Consider the following 16,209-nt stretch of genomic DNA (forward strand, 5'->3'; position numbering starts at 1 on the left):
GGAGCATCGTGAGCCTTGCCGAAAGCCGGCCTCGCCAAGTCGGCCCCGCCAAGGGCCGACCGCGCAGCGAGGCCGTGGAGCGTGCCATCGTCGAGGGGGTGATGAGGCTCCTGGAGGAGGGCGTACCGCTCGCCGAACTGTCCATCGAGCGCATCGCCCGTACCGCCGGCGTCGGCAAGGCCACCATCTACCGGCGCTGGAGCGGCAAGGAGGAACTCTTCGTCGACGTCGTGCGCACGGCGGAGCCACCGGACCCGGAGCTCCCCGGCACGTCGCTGCGCGACGACCTCGTGGCCCTCCTCGAACAGTTGCGCCAACGCGGGCTGATGACCCGGTCGTCGGCGCTCCTGCACAGTGTCTACGCCCAGATGAAGAGCAGCCCGAAAGTCTGGACGGCGTACCACGCCACCGTCATCGAGCCGCGGCGCCGGCGCCAGGTCGAGCGGCTGCGCCGCGGACAGCAGAACGGCGAACTGCGTGCGGACGTCGACGCCGAGCTGATGAACGACATGCTCACCGGCCCCATGCTCTTCCGTGCCGTGATGCGGCCGGACGCCGAACTCCCGGCCGGCCTGTCCGAAGAGATCGTCGACACGGTGCTCGAAGGACTACGGCCCGTCAGCTCACCGCCCGTCAGTTCGCCGTCCGTGTAGGGCCTGTCCGGCCCGCGTGTGCGCGTTGCGTCACAGAGGGCGCTTTCCCCGGCGGCCACCGGAACTCCGCGCGCCCACTTGTACGTCCTCGTGCCCGTACGGCCGTCATGGGACGGCAGGAACAGGACGGATCATCCCCTAGGGTCGTAGGACGTGGGGGGCGAACGGTGTGCACGGCAGGCAGTGAGGCAACGGTATGGCGCAGCAGGCGTACATGACGGAAACGGACAGCGGAGGCTCGGGACCCGAGCGCCGGGGAGCCCGAATCCGGCGCCTGACGGACCGCCTCCTCGACGGCTGGCGCGGTGACCGGCGCATCTGGCGCCGTGGCCTCGTCGTCGCCGGGCTCGCGGTGCTGGTCGCCCTGGTCATGCTGCTGCACGCGCAGATCCCCAACCGTGTCGGCAACCTCGGCAGCCTCATCGAGACCTTCCTGCCCTGGCTGGGTCTCGCCGTGCCGGTGCTGCTGGTCCTCGCTCTCGTACGGAAGTCCGCGACCGCCCTGGTCGCGGTGCTGCTCCCGTCGGTCGTCTGGCTGAACCTCTTCGGCGGCCTCCTCACCGACAAGGCCGCCACCGGCGGTGACCTCACCGTGGCCACCCACAACGTCAACGCCGACAACCCCGACCCCGCCGGCACCGCCCGCGACGTGGCCGCGTCCGGCGCGGACGTGGTCGCCCTGGAGGAGCTGACGGACGGGGCGGTCCCGACGTACGAGAAGGCGCTGGCGTCGACGTACAAGTACCACTCGGTGCAGGGCACGGTCGGGCTGTGGAGCAAGTACCCGCTCACCGGCGTCAAGCCCGTCGACATCAAGCTGGGCTGGACGCGCGCCATGCGGGCCACGGTGACCACGCCCGTCGGGCAGGTCGCGGTGTACGTCGCCCACCTGCCGTCGGTACGGGTGAAGCTGGAGGCCGGGTTCACGGCCCGGCAGCGCGACAAGAGCGCCGACGCGCTCGGCGAGGCCATCGCCGACGAGAAGCTGACCAGGGTGGTGCTGCTCGGCGACCTGAACGGCACCATGAACGACCGCTCGCTCAACGCCGTCACCTCCCAGCTGCGCTCCACGCAGGGCGCGGCGGGCAGCGGCTTCGGGTTCAGCTGGCCGGCGTCGTTCCCGATGGCGCGGATCGACCAGATCCTGGTGAAGGGCGTCGAGCCGGAGAGCTCCTGGGCGCTGCCGGAGACCGGGAGCGACCACCTCCCGGTGGCCGCGCGTGTGAACGTCGCCACGTCGGACTGATCCGACCTGCCGGAATACCGGGGGCGGGCGTCTTTGTTCCGTAACTGAACATACGCTGGTACGGAACTTCGCTCTCCCCTGAAAGGCAATGGTTTTCTTCATGCCCGTGGCCCTGCTCGCCCTAGCCGTGGGCGCCTTCGGCATCGGTACGACCGAGTTCGTGATGATGGGCCTGCTGCCCGACGTCGCGGACGACCTGAACATCTCCCTCCCCGAGGCCGGCCACCTGGTCTCGGCCTACGCGCTGGGCGTCGTCGTCGGCGCCCCGCTGCTCGCCGCGGTCACCGCGCGCATGTCCCGCCGCAAGGTCCTGATCGGACTGATGGCCCTGTTCGTGGCCGGCAACGCGCTGTCCGCCTTCGCCCCCGACTACCACTGGCTCCTGGCGGCCCGCTTCCTCAGCGGCCTCCCGCACGGTGCCTTCTTCGGTGTGGGTGCCGTCGTCGCCACGACGATGGTGGCGCCGGAGCGCAAGGCCCGCTCGGTGTCCCTGATGTTCCTCGGCCTCACGGTCGCCAACATCGTGGGCGTCCCCGTCGCGACCCTCATGGGGCAGCAGATGGGCTGGCGGGCGACCTTCCTCGGCGTCAGCGCGATCGGCGTGGTCGCCATCGCGGCGCTGGCGCGCTTCGTCCCCCACGACGACGCCCACGCCCCGCGCGCCGGCGTCCGCGGCGAACTCGCCGCCCTGCGCTCCCTGCCCGTCTGGCTGGCGCTGGGTACGACCGTCGCGGGCTTCGGCGCCCTGTTCGCCGCGTACAGCTACGTCACGCCGATGCTCACCGACGCGGCCGGCTTCGCCGACTCCAGCGTGACGGTGCTGCTGGCACTGTTCGGTGTCGGCGCGACAGCGGGCAACCTGCTGGGCGGGCGGCTCGCGGACCACTCCCTGCGCGGCACGCTGTTCGGCGGACTGACGGCTCTGGTGGCCGTGTTGGCCCTGTTCCCGCTGCTGATGAGCGCGGAGTGGAGTGCCGGGCTGGCCGTCGTGCTGCTCGGTATGGCGGCGTTCGTGACCGGCTCGCCGCTGCAACTGATGGTGATGGAGAAGGCGTCGGCCGCCCCTTCCCTGGCGTCCTCCGCGAACCAGGCCGCGTTCAACATGGCCAACGCCGGGGGTGCGTGGATCGGGGGTGTCGCGCTGGCCGCGGGATTCGGGGTGACGTCTCCGGCGGTGGCCGGGGCCGGGCTTGCCGTGCTGGGTCTGGCGGTCGCTGCTACGTCGGCTGTGGTGGACCGGCGGCGGGTCGCCCCTCGGGGGCGGCTGGTCGCGACGCACGTGCCGGGCGTGTCGGAGTCGGTGCGGTCTTAAAGGGGGGCCGCCCCTCCGCTCCCGTACCAGGGGGCTCCGGCCCCCTGGACCCGGCCTTTGCCCACCCACCACCCGATTCGGTGGGATGACAGATGGCCGACTCGGTGGGTCGAGCAGTGACGTTTCCACGGTCACCTCTCGACCCACCGGGACGGGCCGGTCCGTCAGACCGACTCGCGCCAGCCGTTCGTGATCGGCAACCTGCGGTCCTTGCCGAACCCCTTCGCCGAGATCTTCGTACCCGGCGGATACTGCCGCCGCTTGTACTCCGCCGTGTCGACCATCCGCAGCGTCTTGACGACCAGCTCCCGGTCGTACCCGGCGGCGACGATCGCGTCGGCGCCCTGATCCCGGTCGACGTACAGCTCGAGGATCGCGTCGAGGACCGGATAGTCCGGCAGCGAGTCCGTGTCGACCTGCCCCGGGCGCAGCTCCGCGCTCGGCGGCTTGGTGATCGAGTTCTCGGGGATGGGCGGGGTCTGGCCGCGCTCGGCCGCCGCCTTGTTGCGCCACTGGGCCAGCCGGAAGATCCACGTCTTGTACACGTCCTTGATGGGCCCGTACGCGCCCACCGAGTCGCCGTACAGCGTCGAGTACCCCACCGCCAGTTCCGACTTGTTGCCGGGCGCGAGCACGATGTGGCCCTCCTGGTTGGAGATCGCCATCAGCATCGTGCCCCGCAGCCGGGACTGGAGGTTCTCCTCCGCGAGGCCGGTCAACCCCAGCGAGCCCATGTACGCGTCGAACATCGGCTCGATCGGCACGGTACGGAAGTTCAGCCCGGTCCGCCGGGCCATCTCCGCCGCGTCCCCCTTCGAGTGCTCGGAGGAGTACTTCGACGGCATCGACACGCCATACACGTTCTGCGCGCCCACCGCGTCGCACGCGATCGCCGCGACCAGCGCCGAGTCGATGCCGCCGGACATGCCGATCAGGACCGACGTGAAGCCGTTCTTCGCCACGTACGCCCGCAGGCCCACGACCAGCGCCGAGTAGATCTCCTCGGCGTCGTCGAGACGGTCCGCGTAACCCCCCGCGAGCTCCGGCTCGTACGCCGGCAGGGGCTCTTCGGACAGCACCACCCGTTCGATGCGCAGCCCGTCGTCCACGACACCCGTGGGCGCGTCCGCCGACGCCGCCGGCAGGTCGAGGTCCAGCACCACGCACCCCTCCGAGAACTGCGGTGCCCGCGCGACGACCTCGCCGTGCTTGTCGACGACGATCGAGTCGCCGTCGAAGACCAGCTCGTCCTGCCCGCCCATCATGGCGAGGTAGGCGGTGGTGCAGCCCGCCTCCTGGGCGCGCTTGCGGACCAGTTCCAGGCGGGTGTCGTCCTTGTCGCGCTCGTACGGCGAGGCGTTGATCGACAGCAGCAGCCCGGCCTCGGCGGAGCGCGCCGCCGGGACGCGGCCGCCGTCCTGCCAGAGGTCCTCGCAGATGGCGAGGGCCACGTCGATGCCGTGCACACGCACGACCGGCATGGTGTCGCCCTGCACGAAGTAGCGGAACTCGTCGAAGACGCCGTAGTTCGGCAGGTGGTGCTTGGCGAAGTTGAGGACCACCTCGCCGCGGTGCAGCACCGCCCCCGCGTTGCGGGGCGCGCCGGCCGGCTGGCCGAACCTCGGCTGGGCGGACGCGGACCGGTCGAGGTAGCCGACGACCACCGGCAACTCCCCGAAGCCCTCCTCGGCGAGCCGTGCGGCGAGGCCGCGCAGGGCCGCGCGGGACGCCTCCACGAAGGACGAGCGCAGGGCCAGGTCCTCGACGGGATACCCGGTCAGGGCCATTTCGGGGAACGCCACGAGGTGCGCTCCCTGCTCGGCGGAGTGCCGGGTCCAGCGGAGGATCGTCTCGGTGTTCCCGGCGAGGTCACCGACGCGTGAGTCGATCTGGTTCAGGGCGAGACGTAGTTGAGGCACGGGCCCAGTGTAATCGTCAGTGCGACGCGATGGGGTGGCGAGGGGGTGTGGGGCGCTTCACGGTCCCTGTGACGGCGGGTAGCACAACCCATCCGAAACCGTCCCCGTTCCTGCCGAACCCGGACGGGCCCGCCTTCCCCTGCCTTACGACTGAAACCCGACGACCGACCGGAACACCGCACCCACCGGAACACCGCACCCACCGGAACACCGCTCCAGGGGATCCATGACCGACTGGCTCCTGCTCGCCGCCGCGTTCACCGCCGCCGCGGCGAGCAACCTCGCCTTCGCCCTCGCCCGCGCACACCGCCTGCGGCGAAGCGCCCGGACACGCGAGTGCCCGCTTCCCGACGAATTCCGTCGGGAAGCGGGCGCGCCGTGCTGTCCCGCCGTGGTCAGCGGCGGCGGTACGACTCCACGTAGCCGCCCGCCGGTGTACCCACGCCGGTGACGTCGTCGTAGCCCTTCACGGCCTTGAGCGAGCTGTCGGCGCCGAGGGTGCGCACCGAGGTGAGGAGACCGCCCGAGGCGTCGTAGCTGTTGGCGTAGTCGACGCGGGCCACCGCGAGGCCGGAGCCCGTGGGATTGTCCGTGACGTCGTGGTACGCCTTCGTGCCGTACTTCGCGTAGATCGACGGGTTGGCGAAACCGATCGCCTTGCCGCCGCGCGCCTGCTGGGCGAGGGCCTGTACGGCCGCGATGACCGGCGAGGCCAGCGAGGTCCCGCCGAGACGGTACTCGCTGTACTGCTGCGACCCGTCCGGGAAGGTCTGCGTCTGACCGACCTTGAAGCCGGTGTTGGGGTCGGCGATCGCCGAGATGTCCGGGACCACGCGGTTGCCGGCGGCGCTGTTGGCCGTGGCGAGCGCGGCCGGGACGACGCCCTGCTGGTAGTACGGCTCGGCGACCGTCGCGCTGGTGCCGCCGCCCGCGCCCGAGGTGAACGCGCCGGGGAAGTCCGTCCAGCTCTTGCCGTCCGCGGACAGCGTGGCCTTCTCGGTGCCCCAGCCGGTCTCCCACAGGTACTTGTCGCCCTTGCCGACGGCCAGCGAGGTGCCGCCGACCGCCGTCACCCACGCCGAGTTGGCCGGAGTGTCGACCTGCTTCGTGCCGGTGTTGGCGACCTCGTCGCCGTTGTCGCCGGAGGAGAAGTAGAAGCCGATGCCCTCGACCGCGCCGAACTGGAAGACCTGGTCGTAGGCGGCCGCGAGATCCGGCGTCTGGGCCGCCTCGATGCTGCCCCACGAGTTGGACACGATGTCCGCCAGGTGCCCGTCGACGACCTTGCTCAGCGAGTCGAGCAGGTCGTCGTCGTAGCAGGACGCGCCGCCGACGTACGTGATGCTCGCGGCGGGCGCGACCGCGTGCACGGCCTCGACGTCGAGAGTCTCCTCGCCGTACCAGCCGGCCGCCCCGCACTCCTCGGTGTGGGCGTACTTCTTGGGCAGGACCTGCCGCAGCTGGCCGCTGGTGTAGGCCGCGTCGCCGTGCTTCTTCGCGTAGGTGGCCGCGTCGTAGGCGATGGTCGGGGAGGCGTACGCGTCGGTGATGGCGACCCGGACCCCCTTGCCCGTGTAGCTGCCCGCGCCGTATGCGGCCCGCAGCTGCTTGCCCGTGTAGCCCTCGACGGCGTACGGGATCTTCCCGCCGTACGCGTCCGGCAGCGTGGTCGCCACGTTGGAGCCGTAGTACGAGGAGAACGGCCCGGAGTTCTTGAACACGGCGTCCGGCGGCGGCAGCGTATCGCTGTGGGTCGCCTTGTGCGGCGCGTTGTCCAGGCCGGTGACGGTCAGGACGGCACCGTTCAGGCCGTCCGGCGCGGAGGCCGCCTCGGCGGGCGCGCGGTAGGTCTTGGAACCCTTGGCGTAGTTGTGCAGCTGGGTACCGAAGGCCCGCTCGGCGGCGGACACGTCACCGGAGACGGAGACGTAGTGCTGCGTCACGCCCGTCACCTTCAGACCGGCCGACGTCAGCCAGGACTTCACCGCCGCCACCTGTGCCTCGGTCGCGCCGAAGCGGGCCTGCGCCTGCTGCGCGCCGAGGTACTTGCCGTACGAAGCGGAGGACGGGTCGGACACGGCCTTCGCGTACGCGGCGAGGCCGGCGGCGTCCCGGCCGGCGAGGTAGACCCGGGCGGAGACCTGGGAGCTGTCGGCGGTCGCGCCCTTGTCGGCCTTGGGCGTGGCCCACGCGGGCTTGGTCCCGGTCAGCGTGTCCCGGCCCGGGTTGCCCGCCGCGTGCGCCGCGGGTATGCCGAGCGCCAGCGCGCCCGCGAGCATCGGCAGTGTCGCTGCCATGCTCACCCCGGCACGCATCTTGGCGCGGTTGGATCTCATGGAACCCCCTGTGCGGTTCGTCGCGAGTGGATCACTCGACGGTGGCCACTCTCGCGATGAACTGTTCATGCCAGGGGAATGCGCGTTCCAAGAAGAGCCCAATTAACCTAATGACAAGGCCATTTGAGGGTTAACGCGTCACGAACGCGGTTCGGCGCCGCGCTCCTTGAGCAGGTCCGTCATCAGGCCGATCTCCGACTTCTGCGCGTCGACCATGCCCTGGGCCAGCCGCTTCTCCACGCCGACCGTGCACCGGTCCACACAGCCCTCGGCCATGTGGACACCGCCCTTGTGATGGTCCGTCATCAACTGGAGATAGAAGACCTCGGCCTGCTTGCCGCTCAGCGTGTCCAGCTTCTTCAGCTCGGTGTTGGTCGCCATGCCCGGCATCAGCGCCCCGTCCTTGCCGGACGGCATGTCGCCCATGCCCATCCAGGTCATCGGCGCGTCGGCGGACACCTTCGGCAGGCCCCACAGGTCGAGCCAGCCCAGCAGCATGCCGCGCTGGTTGGCCTGCGTCTGCGCGATGTCGTAGGCGAGACGCCGCACCTCCTCGTCGTCGGTGCGGTCGCGCACGATGTACGACATCTCGACGGCCTGCTGGTGATGCACCGCCATGTCCCGCGCGAACCCCGCGTCCGCGGAGTCGGCCGCGGGAACCGTGCCGGAACCGTCGTCCTCGGCGACGGCGTAGGTGATGGCACCGGCCGCGACGAGCACTCCCGCCGCGGCGACGGCCACTGACGCGAGCCTCACTGCGACAGACCACCCGTGCACGCCGCGCCCGGCTCGGGCGTCTGCTTGCCCTGCACGAACTTCTCGAGGAACTTGGCGACGTTCGGGTCGTCGGCACCGGTCACCGTGCGCTGGTTCCCCCACGCGGTGAGCATGATCGGGTCGGCCTGCTTCTCGTCCGGGCTCATCAGCGTGTACGGCGTCGCCTTCACCTTCGCCGCCAGCGCCTCCACGTCCGCCTTCGAGGCCTTGCTGGTGTACGTCACCCACACCGCCCCGTGCTCCAGGGAGTGCACGGCGTTCATGTTGTTGAGCGCCTTGGTGTAGACGTCGCCGTTGCAGTTCATCCAGACCTGGTTGTGGTCACCGCCGACCGGGGGCTCCGTCGGGTACTTCACCGTCTTGGTGACGTGGGTCTGGCTCAGCTTGCCCTTCCACGTCTTCACCCCGTCCGCTCCGGTGACGAGCTTCCCCGTGGTCTTCGCGTCGGCCGCGGTGCTGTCGTCGTCGGACTGCGAGTTCACCAGGACCACACCGCCCACCACGAGACCGGCGACGACCACCGTGCTGGCGACGATGGTGAGGATCCGGTTGCGGCGCTCACGGGACTGCTCGGCGCGCCGCATCTCCTCTATTCGCGCCTTGCGGGCGGCGCTGCTGCTGTTCTTGGCGGAGCCCATGCGTGTGTCCTTCTGGGGAAAGGGTGCCGGTCGGGTTCGCTGATCGTAATGGGGGAGCGGGGCACTCTCGTAGGGAGGGCACAGGAATGGCCGAAGATCGGATACCCGGGGAAGATCGGGTACCCGTGGGACCCGGCCCCGGGAGGTTGGGAGACTCCCGGCATTACGTATGTCGGTCCGAGCAGGCAAGATGGGCGGCAGAGCGGTACACCCGCCAGCCGTGAGGCGTTCACTCCGAGGTCGGCCGGACGATCAAGGTGCGCAACACTCATGAAATGGTGTTGTGGTGGGATGCCCAGGTGCCCGACCGCCTCCCGTGGTACGGGAGACAGGCGGCCTGACCAGCAAGGATGGGGAAGCGCAAGATGGACAAGCAGCAGGAGTTCGTGCTCCGGACGTTGGAGGAGCGTGACATCCGGTTCGTACGCCTGTGGTTCACGGACGTGCTGGGCTTCCTCAAGTCCGTCGCCGTGGCCCCGGCCGAGCTGGAACAGGCATTCGACGAGGGCATCGGCTTCGACGGCTCGGCGATCGAGGGCTTCGCCCGCGTATACGAGTCGGACATGATCGCCAAGCCCGACCCGTCGACCTTCCAGGTCCTGCCGTGGCGTGCGGAGGCCCCCGGCACCGCCCGGATGTTCTGCGACATCCTCATGCCGGACGGCTCCCCGTCCTTCGCGGACCCGAGGTACGTGCTCAAGCGCGCCCTGGCCCGCACCTCCGACCTGGGCTTCACCTTCTACACCCACCCGGAGATCGAGTTCTTCCTGCTGAAGGACAAGCCGCTGGACGGTACCCGGCCCACCCCGGCCGACAACTCCGGCTACTTCGACCACACCCCGCAGAACATCGGCATGGACTTCCGCCGCCAGGCGATCACCATGCTGGAGTCGATGGGCATCTCGGTCGAGTTCTCCCACCACGAGGGCGCCCCGGGCCAGCAGGAGATCGACCTGCGCTACGCGGACGCGCTCTCCACGGCGGACAACATCATGACGTTCCGCCTGGTCATGAAGCAGGTGGCGCTGGAGCAGGGGGTCCAGGCGACCTTCATGCCGAAGCCGTTCTCCGAGCACCCCGGCTCGGGCATGCACACGCACCTCTCCCTCTTCGAGGGCGACCGCAACGCCTTCTACGAGTCGGGCGCGGAGTACCAGCTCTCCAAGGTCGGCCGCTCCTTCATCGCGGGCCTGCTCAAGCACGCGGCGGAGATCGCGGCGGTCACCAACCAGTGGGTGAACTCCTACAAGCGCATCTGGGGCGGCTCGGAGCGCACGGCGGGCGCCGGCGGCGAGGCCCCCTCCTACATCTGCTGGGGCCACAACAACCGCTCCGCCCTGGTCCGCGTCCCGATGTACAAGCCCGGCAAGACCGGCTCGGCCCGTATCGAGGTCCGCTCCATCGACTCCGGCGCCAACCCGTACCTGGCGTACGCCATGCTCCTGGCCGCCGGCCTCAAGGGCATCGAGGAGGGCTACGAGCTCCCGCCGGGCGCCGAGGACGACGTCTGGGCCCTCTCCGACGCCGAGCGCCGCGCGATGGGCATCGAGCCCCTTCCCCAGAACCTGGGCGAGGCGCTGACGCTGATGGAGCGGAGCGATCTGGTCGCCGAGACACTGGGCGAGCACGTGTTCGACTTCTTCCTGCGCAACAAGCGCCAGGAGTGGGAGGAGTACCGCAGCGAGGTCACGGCCTTCGAGCTGCGGAAGAACCTGCCGGTGCTGTAGGGATTCGCCGTGGGGCGCGGCGTCGTGCGGACAGTGCGGCCCGGTGGGGGCTGGTCGCGCAGTTCCCCGCGCCCCTTGGCGGCCCTACTGCTGCGCCAGCTTCGCCAGTACCTGATGCAGCGGCTCCGCGACCCGGCGGCGGTACTCCTGGACCGCCCAGCCGTTGCCGTCCGGGTCCTGGAAGTACATGAAGGTCGCGCCGTCGTCGGGGGCGTACTGGACCGGCTCGGAGACCTCCAGACCTCGCTCGACCAGCTCGGCGTGGGCCGCCTTGATGTCGGTCACGCAGAGCTGGAGGCCCTGGTAGGAGCCGGGGGCGGGGCGCCGGCCCTGGACCATCTCCCAGATGCTGTCGCCGAGGGCGATCGAGCAGCCGGAGCCCGGAGGGGTCAGCTGCACGATCCGCATGCCCGGCATCACCTCCTGGTCGATGTCCACGTGGAAGCCGACCCGGTCCCGGTAGAAGTCCCGGGCCCGGTCGATGTCGCTCACGGGCAGCGGGATCACTTCAAGGGTGAACTCCATCGCTTGTCTCCAAGTCGCCGTTGACGGGAGGGGCAGGTGAGTGTCAGACGAACCGCCAGCGCGTCTGGCTGAACGGCTCCCCCTTACCGAAGCCGAAAACCGTGCGCGGCGCCAGCGCGAAGACGACGGCGTGCCCAGGACCGTGGTGGAAATAGCCCTCCCGTACCTCGAAGCGCCAGAATTCGCCGTACTTCGTCTCCCACGCGGCGGCGAGCTCCCGCAGCCTGCCGTCGTCGGACACACGCACCGCCTCGCCCTCCACCACCAGGTCGTAACCCTTGTCCCAGGTGTTGGTGCCGGTGGTCAGCACGACGTTCGGATTGTGCGCGAGGTTCTTCGCCTTGCGTTCCTCGGGCCCCGTGCAGAAGTGCAGCGCTCCGTGCGCCCACACCGCGGGCAGCGGCGTCACGTGCGGCCGTCCGTCCGGCCGCACGGTCGAGATCCAGAACAGCTCGGCCGCGGAGAGCAGTGCCTCGGCCGCGGGCCAGGAGATCGCGGTGGCGGCCTCGTCGCTGTAGCGGGGGTCGAGACGGGCCTCGGGTGCCCTCTCGGTTTCCTTGTCGGTCATCAGCAGCCCTCCAGACGTGTCTCTTCCAGGGTTCCCCGCGGAGCACCGGGGCCACCGCGGCAGCCCGGCCCGACCCAAAGACGCCGGCACGGCTGCGGCAACAGTGTCCCGACGTGCGGTTCGGCACCACGACCCGTGGCGTGCGCCTGGCCCGTGCTGCGGATCGCGGTGCCGACCGTCGGGTGGCCGACCTCGGCGGCGGTGGTGTTGCGCCTTGACGGCGCGGCGGTCGCGGTCCGTATGGCCGGTGATGCGGTCCCGGCCGTCGGTCGTCGGGGTGGGCGACCGTGGTGGCGGTGGTGTTGCGCCTCGACGGCGCGGCGGTCGCGGTCCGTATGGCCGGTGATGCGGTCCCGGTCGTCGGTCGTCGGGGTGGGCGACCGTGGTGGCGGTGGTGTTGCGCCTTGACGGCGCGGCGGTCGCGGTCCGTATGGCCGGTGATGCGGTCCCGGTCGGCCCTTCGTGACCGTCCACGTGACGGTGACCCGCTGAAAGCGCTCCGGCGCCCCAGCGCTTCCCCCGGTTTCTCCGGTTAGGCTCGTGGCCGTACGACCTTGATCCGACAGGAGGCCGGGATGACGGCGCCGGGGCGCAGAAGCAGTACCTTCACGCGGCTGCTGCGGCACGGTTTCACCGACCCCTCCGCCGCCGAGCGCCTCCTGGACAGCACGGAACTCGCGCACGTCCGGGACGACCCGGTCCTGCTGGAGGCGCTGGGCGCGACCGCCGACCCGGACCTGGCCCTGCACGGTCTGGTCCGCCTGCTGGAGGCGCAGACCGCGCCCACCGCCCGGCGTGAACTGCTTGACACGGTGATAGCGGCCAAGCCGCTGCGCGACCGGCTGCTCGGCGTGCTCGGCGCCTCCGCCGCGCTCGCCGACCACCTCGCCCGGCATCCGGGCGACTGGCGCGCCCTCGTCATGTACGAGCCGAGCGACCTCCACCCCGGGGTGGAGGAGTTCGAGCAGGGCCTCACGGAGGCGACCGACCCCGTCCTGCTGCGCGTCGCCTACCGCCGCTGCCTGCTGTCGATCGCCGCCCGTGACGTGTGCGGTACCACCGACATCGCCCAGACCGCCGCCGAACTCGCCGACCTCGCCACCGCGACCCTGCGCGCCGCCCTCGCCATCGCCCGCGCGGCCGCGCCGGAGGACAGCGCGCTGTGCCGGCTCGCGGTCGTCGCGATGGGCAAGTGCGGCGGCCATGAGCTGAACTACGTCTCCGACGTCGACGTGATCTTCGTCGGCGAGGCCGTCGAGGGCGCCGACGAGGGCAAGGCCCTGAGGTCGGCCACCAAGCTCGCCTCGCACCTGATGCGGATCTGCTCGGAGACGACGATCGAGGGCTCGATCTGGCCCGTGGACGCCAACCTGCGGCCCGAGGGCAGAAACGGTCCGCTGGTGCGCACGCTCAGCAGTCACCTCGCCTACTACCAGCGCTGGGCCAAGACCTGGGAGTTCCAGGCCCTGCTCAAGGCCCGCCCGGTGGCCGGCGACCTCGACCTCGGCGAGGAGTACGTCGCGGCCCTCGAACCCCTGGTCTGGAAGGCCGCCGAGCGCGACAACTTCGTCGCCGACGTGCAGAAGATGCGCCGCCGCGTCGTCGAGAACATCCCCGTCGCCGAGATCGAACGCGAGCTGAAGCTCGGCCCCGGCGGCCTCAGGGACGTCGAATTCGCCGTCCAGCTCCTGCAGTTGGTGCACGGGCGGGCCGACGTCTCCCTCCGCAGCGGAACCACCCTGGACGCGTTGCAGGCCCTCGCCACCGGCGGCTATGTCGGCCGCGCCGACGCCGTCCAGCTCGACGACGCCTACCGCTTCCTGCGCTCCATGGAGCACCGCATCCAGCTCTACCGGCTGCGCCGCACCCACCTCGTCCCCGAGGAGGAGGCCGACCTGCGCCGCCTCGGCCGCTCCCTCGGCCTGCGTGCCGACCCGGTCGCCGAGCTGACCCGAGAGTGGAAACGGCACACCAGTGTCGTACGAAGGCTGCACGAGAAGCTCTTCTACCGCCCTCTGCTCGACGCGGTCGCCCAACTCGCCCCCGGAGAGACCCGGTTGAGCCCCGAGGCGGCCCGGGAGCGGCTGGTCGCGCTCGGCTACGCGGACCCGGCGGGGGCGCTGCGGCACCTGGAGGCGCTGGCGTCCGGCGTCACCCGTAAAGCGGCCATCCAGCGCACGCTGCTGCCGGTGCTGCTCGGCTGGTTCGCCGACTCGGCCGACCCGGACGCCGGGCTGCTCAACTTCCGCAAGGTGTCGGACGCGCTCGGTAAGACCCCCTGGTATCTGCGGCTGCTGAGGGACGAGGGCGCCGCCGCCGAGAACCTCGCTCGGGTCCTGTCCGCCGGCCGGCTCGCCCCCGATCTGCTGATGCGCGCCCCCGAGGCGGTCGCCCTGCTCGGCGACGGCGACGCGGCCGGCCTGGAGCCACGCGGCCGGGACCACCTGGAGCAGGAGATCCTCGCCGCGGTCGGCCGCGCGGCCGGCGCCGTGCAGGCGGTCACGGCCGCGCGCGGTGTCCGCCGCCGCGAATTGTTCCGTACGTCCGCGGCGGACATCGTCGGCTCCTACGGCACCGAGGCCCAGCCGGTCGAGGCCGACCAGGGCGCGCTCGTGGACCGGGTCGGCGGCGCGGTGTCCGACCTGACGGCGGCCACGCTCTCCGGGACTCTGCGCGCGGTGGTCCGGGACGGCTGGGGGGACACCCTGCCCACCCGGTTCGCCGTCATAGGCATGGGCCGCTTCGGCGGCCACGAACTCGGCTACGGTTCCGACGCCGACGTGCTGTTCGTGCACGAGCCGCGCGACGGCGTCGACGAACGCGAGGCCTCCGACGCGGCCAACAAGGTCGTCTCCGAGATGCGCCGCCTGCTCCAGATCCCCAGCGCCGACCCGCCCCTGCTCATCGACGCCGACCTGCGGCCGGAGGGCAAGTCCGGGCCGCTGGTACGGACGTTGCATTCGTACGAGGCCTACTATCGCCGCTGGTCCCTGGGCTGGGAGTCGCAGGCGCTGCTGCGGGCCGAACCCGTCGCCGGGGACGAGGAGTTGAGCCGCCGCTTCATCGAGCTGATCGATCCGCTGCGGTACCCGACGGCCGGCCTCGGCGACGACGCCGTACGTGAGATCCGGCGTCTGAAGGCCCGGATGGAGTCCGAGCGGATGCCGCGCGGCGCGGACCCGAAGCTGCACACCAAGCTCGGGCCCGGCGGCCTGTCCGACGTCGAGTGGACGGTGCAGCTCATCCAGATGCGGCACGGCGCGGAGGTGGCGGGCCTGCGCACGACCCGCACCCGCGCGGCCCTCGCCGCCGCCCGCACCGCGGGCCTCCTCTCCGACGAGGACGCCGCCACCCTCGACGAGGCCTGGGTCCTGGCCACCCGCGTACGCAACGCCGTGATGCTCGTCCGCGGCCGGGCCGGCGACACCTTCCCCTCCGACGCCCGCGAGCTGGGCGCGGTGGGGCGTTACCTGGGCTACGGCCCCGGCCACGTGGGCGACATGCTCGACGACTACCGGCGTACGGCACGACGGGCGCGGAGCGTGGTGGACGAACTGTTCTACGGGGCGTAGGCCTGGGTGGGGGACCTTGGCTGCGGGAACACTCGACACTGCCTTCGCCGCCCGCAGCCCGCCGCCCGCCGCCCGCCGCTGGTCAACGCCACCCACCCCCACCAGCACCACCGCCATGTCGGCCGGCACCCGCGGCCCGACGTTCTCGCCCAGGAGCAGCGCGACCGGCGACACCCACACGACGGGCAGCAGATGGCCGACCGTCCCGGCCGTCGCCGGACCAGCCACCGGTCGCTGCACGCCGGCCCGTGCCGCTCGCCGGGCCGGCCGAGGAGCCCTGGGTCGGCAGGGAGTGGCCCGGACCCGGTCTCGCCGCATGCTCCACGCCCGCGAGGCCGCTGGGCCGACGGTCCGGCCGAGGTTCGTGGTCGAGAGCGAGGACCACGCGACCGCGCAGGGCTTTGCGGCGACTGGGCTGGGGAGTCAGTCCGATCCCGCGACTGGGGCCGGGAGTCCGCCACCCCGACGTGGCCGTACCGCCCGGTCCGGCGCCCGGAGCCGGTACGCGGCATCCAGGCGGCCCTACTGGAGACGGCCCCGCCGCAGCCGCCCCTGGTGGAGGCGTTTCGGCGGGGCGCTGCGGGAGGCGGCGACGGACGAGGGGCCCTGCCCGACACAGTCCCGGATCCCCGGCGCCGATTGGCCCGCACGCCCGCTGCCCGCCGGCCCACTGTCCGCCGGCCCGCCGCTCGCCGCCTGCCGCCCGCTGGCCTGCCGTCCGTCGGCCCGCCGCTCGCCGCCTGCCGTCCGTCGGCGGCTGCCCACCGTACGTAGGCCGTCACCCGTCGGCCCGCCGCCCGTCGGCCCGCTGCCCGTCGGCCCACTGTCCGCCGGCCCGCCGCTCGCCGCCTGCCAGCCCGCCGGCCCACTGTCCGCCGCCCACTGTCCGCCGCCCGCTGGCCTGCCGTCCGCCGACCTGCTGCCCGCCGGCCCGCT

11 protein-coding genes are annotated in these 16,209 nt (G+C 71.5%); 5 read left to right on the forward strand and 6 right to left on the reverse strand.

What is annotated here, in order from left to right; translation table 11 throughout:
• The first annotated feature begins 8 nt into the window (after positions 1 to 8).
• From ACFWWR_RS20315 to ACFWWR_RS20325, 3 genes are all read left to right on the forward strand, one after another.
• Positions 9 to 653, forward strand: a complete 645-nt coding sequence (locus ACFWWR_RS20315; RefSeq protein ID WP_383872013.1) for a TetR/AcrR family transcriptional regulator — start codon at positions 9 to 11, stop codon at positions 651 to 653.
• Positions 654 to 849: 196 nt separating this feature from the next.
• Entirely contained in the window at positions 850 to 1,899 is a 1,050-nt protein-coding gene (locus ACFWWR_RS20320) for an endonuclease/exonuclease/phosphatase family protein (RefSeq protein WP_383872016.1), read from the forward strand.
• Between the two features lie 100 nt (positions 1,900 to 1,999).
• Entirely contained in the window at positions 2,000 to 3,211 is a 1,212-nt protein-coding gene (locus ACFWWR_RS20325; protein WP_383872020.1) for an MFS transporter, read from the forward strand.
• A gap of 164 nt (positions 3,212 to 3,375) precedes the next feature.
• Here the strand turns inward: ACFWWR_RS20325 and ACFWWR_RS20330 are convergent, their stop codons facing one another.
• From ACFWWR_RS20330 to ACFWWR_RS20345, 4 genes are all read right to left on the reverse strand, one after another.
• Positions 3,376 to 5,130: an NAD+ synthase gene (locus ACFWWR_RS20330; protein WP_383872023.1), complete on the reverse strand. Its 1,755-nt coding sequence runs from the start codon at positions 5,128 to 5,130 to the stop codon at positions 3,376 to 3,378.
• A 395-nt stretch (positions 5,131 to 5,525) separates the two neighbouring features.
• On the reverse strand, positions 5,526 to 7,466 hold the full coding sequence (locus tag ACFWWR_RS20335; protein ID WP_383872026.1) for a protease pro-enzyme activation domain-containing protein: 1,941 nt from the start codon (positions 7,464 to 7,466) through the stop codon (positions 5,526 to 5,528).
• A 138-nt stretch (positions 7,467 to 7,604) separates the two neighbouring features.
• Entirely contained in the window at positions 7,605 to 8,207 is a 603-nt protein-coding gene (locus tag ACFWWR_RS20340) for a DUF305 domain-containing protein (RefSeq protein ID WP_384304590.1), read from the reverse strand.
• A gap of 11 nt (positions 8,208 to 8,218) precedes the next feature.
• On the reverse strand, positions 8,219 to 8,881 hold the full coding sequence (locus ACFWWR_RS20345) for a DUF3105 domain-containing protein (RefSeq protein ID WP_383872032.1): 663 nt from the start codon (positions 8,879 to 8,881) through the stop codon (positions 8,219 to 8,221).
• Positions 8,882 to 9,246: 365 nt separating this feature from the next.
• Here ACFWWR_RS20345 and ACFWWR_RS20350 point away from each other — a divergent pair, with 365 nt between their 5' ends.
• The gene (locus tag ACFWWR_RS20350; RefSeq protein WP_266440534.1) at positions 9,247 to 10,608 is read left to right on the forward strand and encodes a glutamine synthetase family protein; all 1,362 of its coding nucleotides are present in this window, start codon (positions 9,247 to 9,249) and stop codon (positions 10,606 to 10,608) included.
• An 84-nt stretch (positions 10,609 to 10,692) separates the two neighbouring features.
• Here ACFWWR_RS20350 and ACFWWR_RS20355 read toward each other — a convergent pair whose 3' ends face one another.
• Complete coding sequence (locus ACFWWR_RS20355) at positions 10,693 to 11,133, reverse strand: VOC family protein (protein WP_383872035.1); 441 nt, start codon at positions 11,131 to 11,133, stop codon at positions 10,693 to 10,695.
• Between the two features lie 43 nt (positions 11,134 to 11,176).
• Positions 11,177 to 11,701 carry a pyridoxamine 5'-phosphate oxidase family protein gene (locus tag ACFWWR_RS20360; RefSeq protein WP_383872038.1) on the reverse strand — a complete coding sequence of 175 codons (525 nt, stop codon included), beginning with the start codon at positions 11,699 to 11,701 and terminating at the stop codon, positions 11,177 to 11,179.
• 575 nt (positions 11,702 to 12,276) lie between these two features.
• On the opposite strand from ACFWWR_RS20360, the gene ACFWWR_RS20365 reads away from it, so the two are divergent.
• Complete coding sequence (locus ACFWWR_RS20365; protein WP_383872041.1) at positions 12,277 to 15,273, forward strand: bifunctional [glutamine synthetase] adenylyltransferase/[glutamine synthetase]-adenylyl-L-tyrosine phosphorylase; 2,997 nt, start codon at positions 12,277 to 12,279, stop codon at positions 15,271 to 15,273.
• Positions 15,274 to 16,209: the final 936 nt, after the last annotated feature.

Source organism: Streptomyces sp. NPDC058678, from assembly GCF_042714835.1.
GTDB lineage: Bacteria > Actinomycetota > Actinomycetes > Streptomycetales > Streptomycetaceae > Streptomyces.

Coding starts and splice junctions, on each gene's coding strand:
- ACFWWR_RS20325 (WP_383872020.1), top strand. CDS start 2,000: ATGCCCGTGGCCCTGCTCGCCCTAGCCGTGGGCGCCTTCGGCATCGGT.
- ACFWWR_RS20320 (WP_383872016.1), top strand. CDS start 850: ATGGCGCAGCAGGCGTACATGACGGAAACGGACAGCGGAGGCTCGGGA.
- ACFWWR_RS20365 (WP_383872041.1), top strand. CDS start 12,277: ATGACGGCGCCGGGGCGCAGAAGCAGTACCTTCACGCGGCTGCTGCGG.
- ACFWWR_RS20355 (WP_383872035.1), bottom strand. CDS start 11,133: ATGGAGTTCACCCTTGAAGTGATCCCGCTGCCCGTGAGCGACATCGAC.
- ACFWWR_RS20345 (WP_383872032.1), bottom strand. CDS start 8,881: ATGGGCTCCGCCAAGAACAGCAGCAGCGCCGCCCGCAAGGCGCGAATA.
- ACFWWR_RS20360 (WP_383872038.1), bottom strand. CDS start 11,701: ATGACCGACAAGGAAACCGAGAGGGCACCCGAGGCCCGTCTCGACCCC.
- ACFWWR_RS20350 (WP_266440534.1), top strand. CDS start 9,247: ATGGACAAGCAGCAGGAGTTCGTGCTCCGGACGTTGGAGGAGCGTGAC.
- ACFWWR_RS20335 (WP_383872026.1), bottom strand. CDS start 7,466: ATGAGATCCAACCGCGCCAAGATGCGTGCCGGGGTGAGCATGGCAGCG.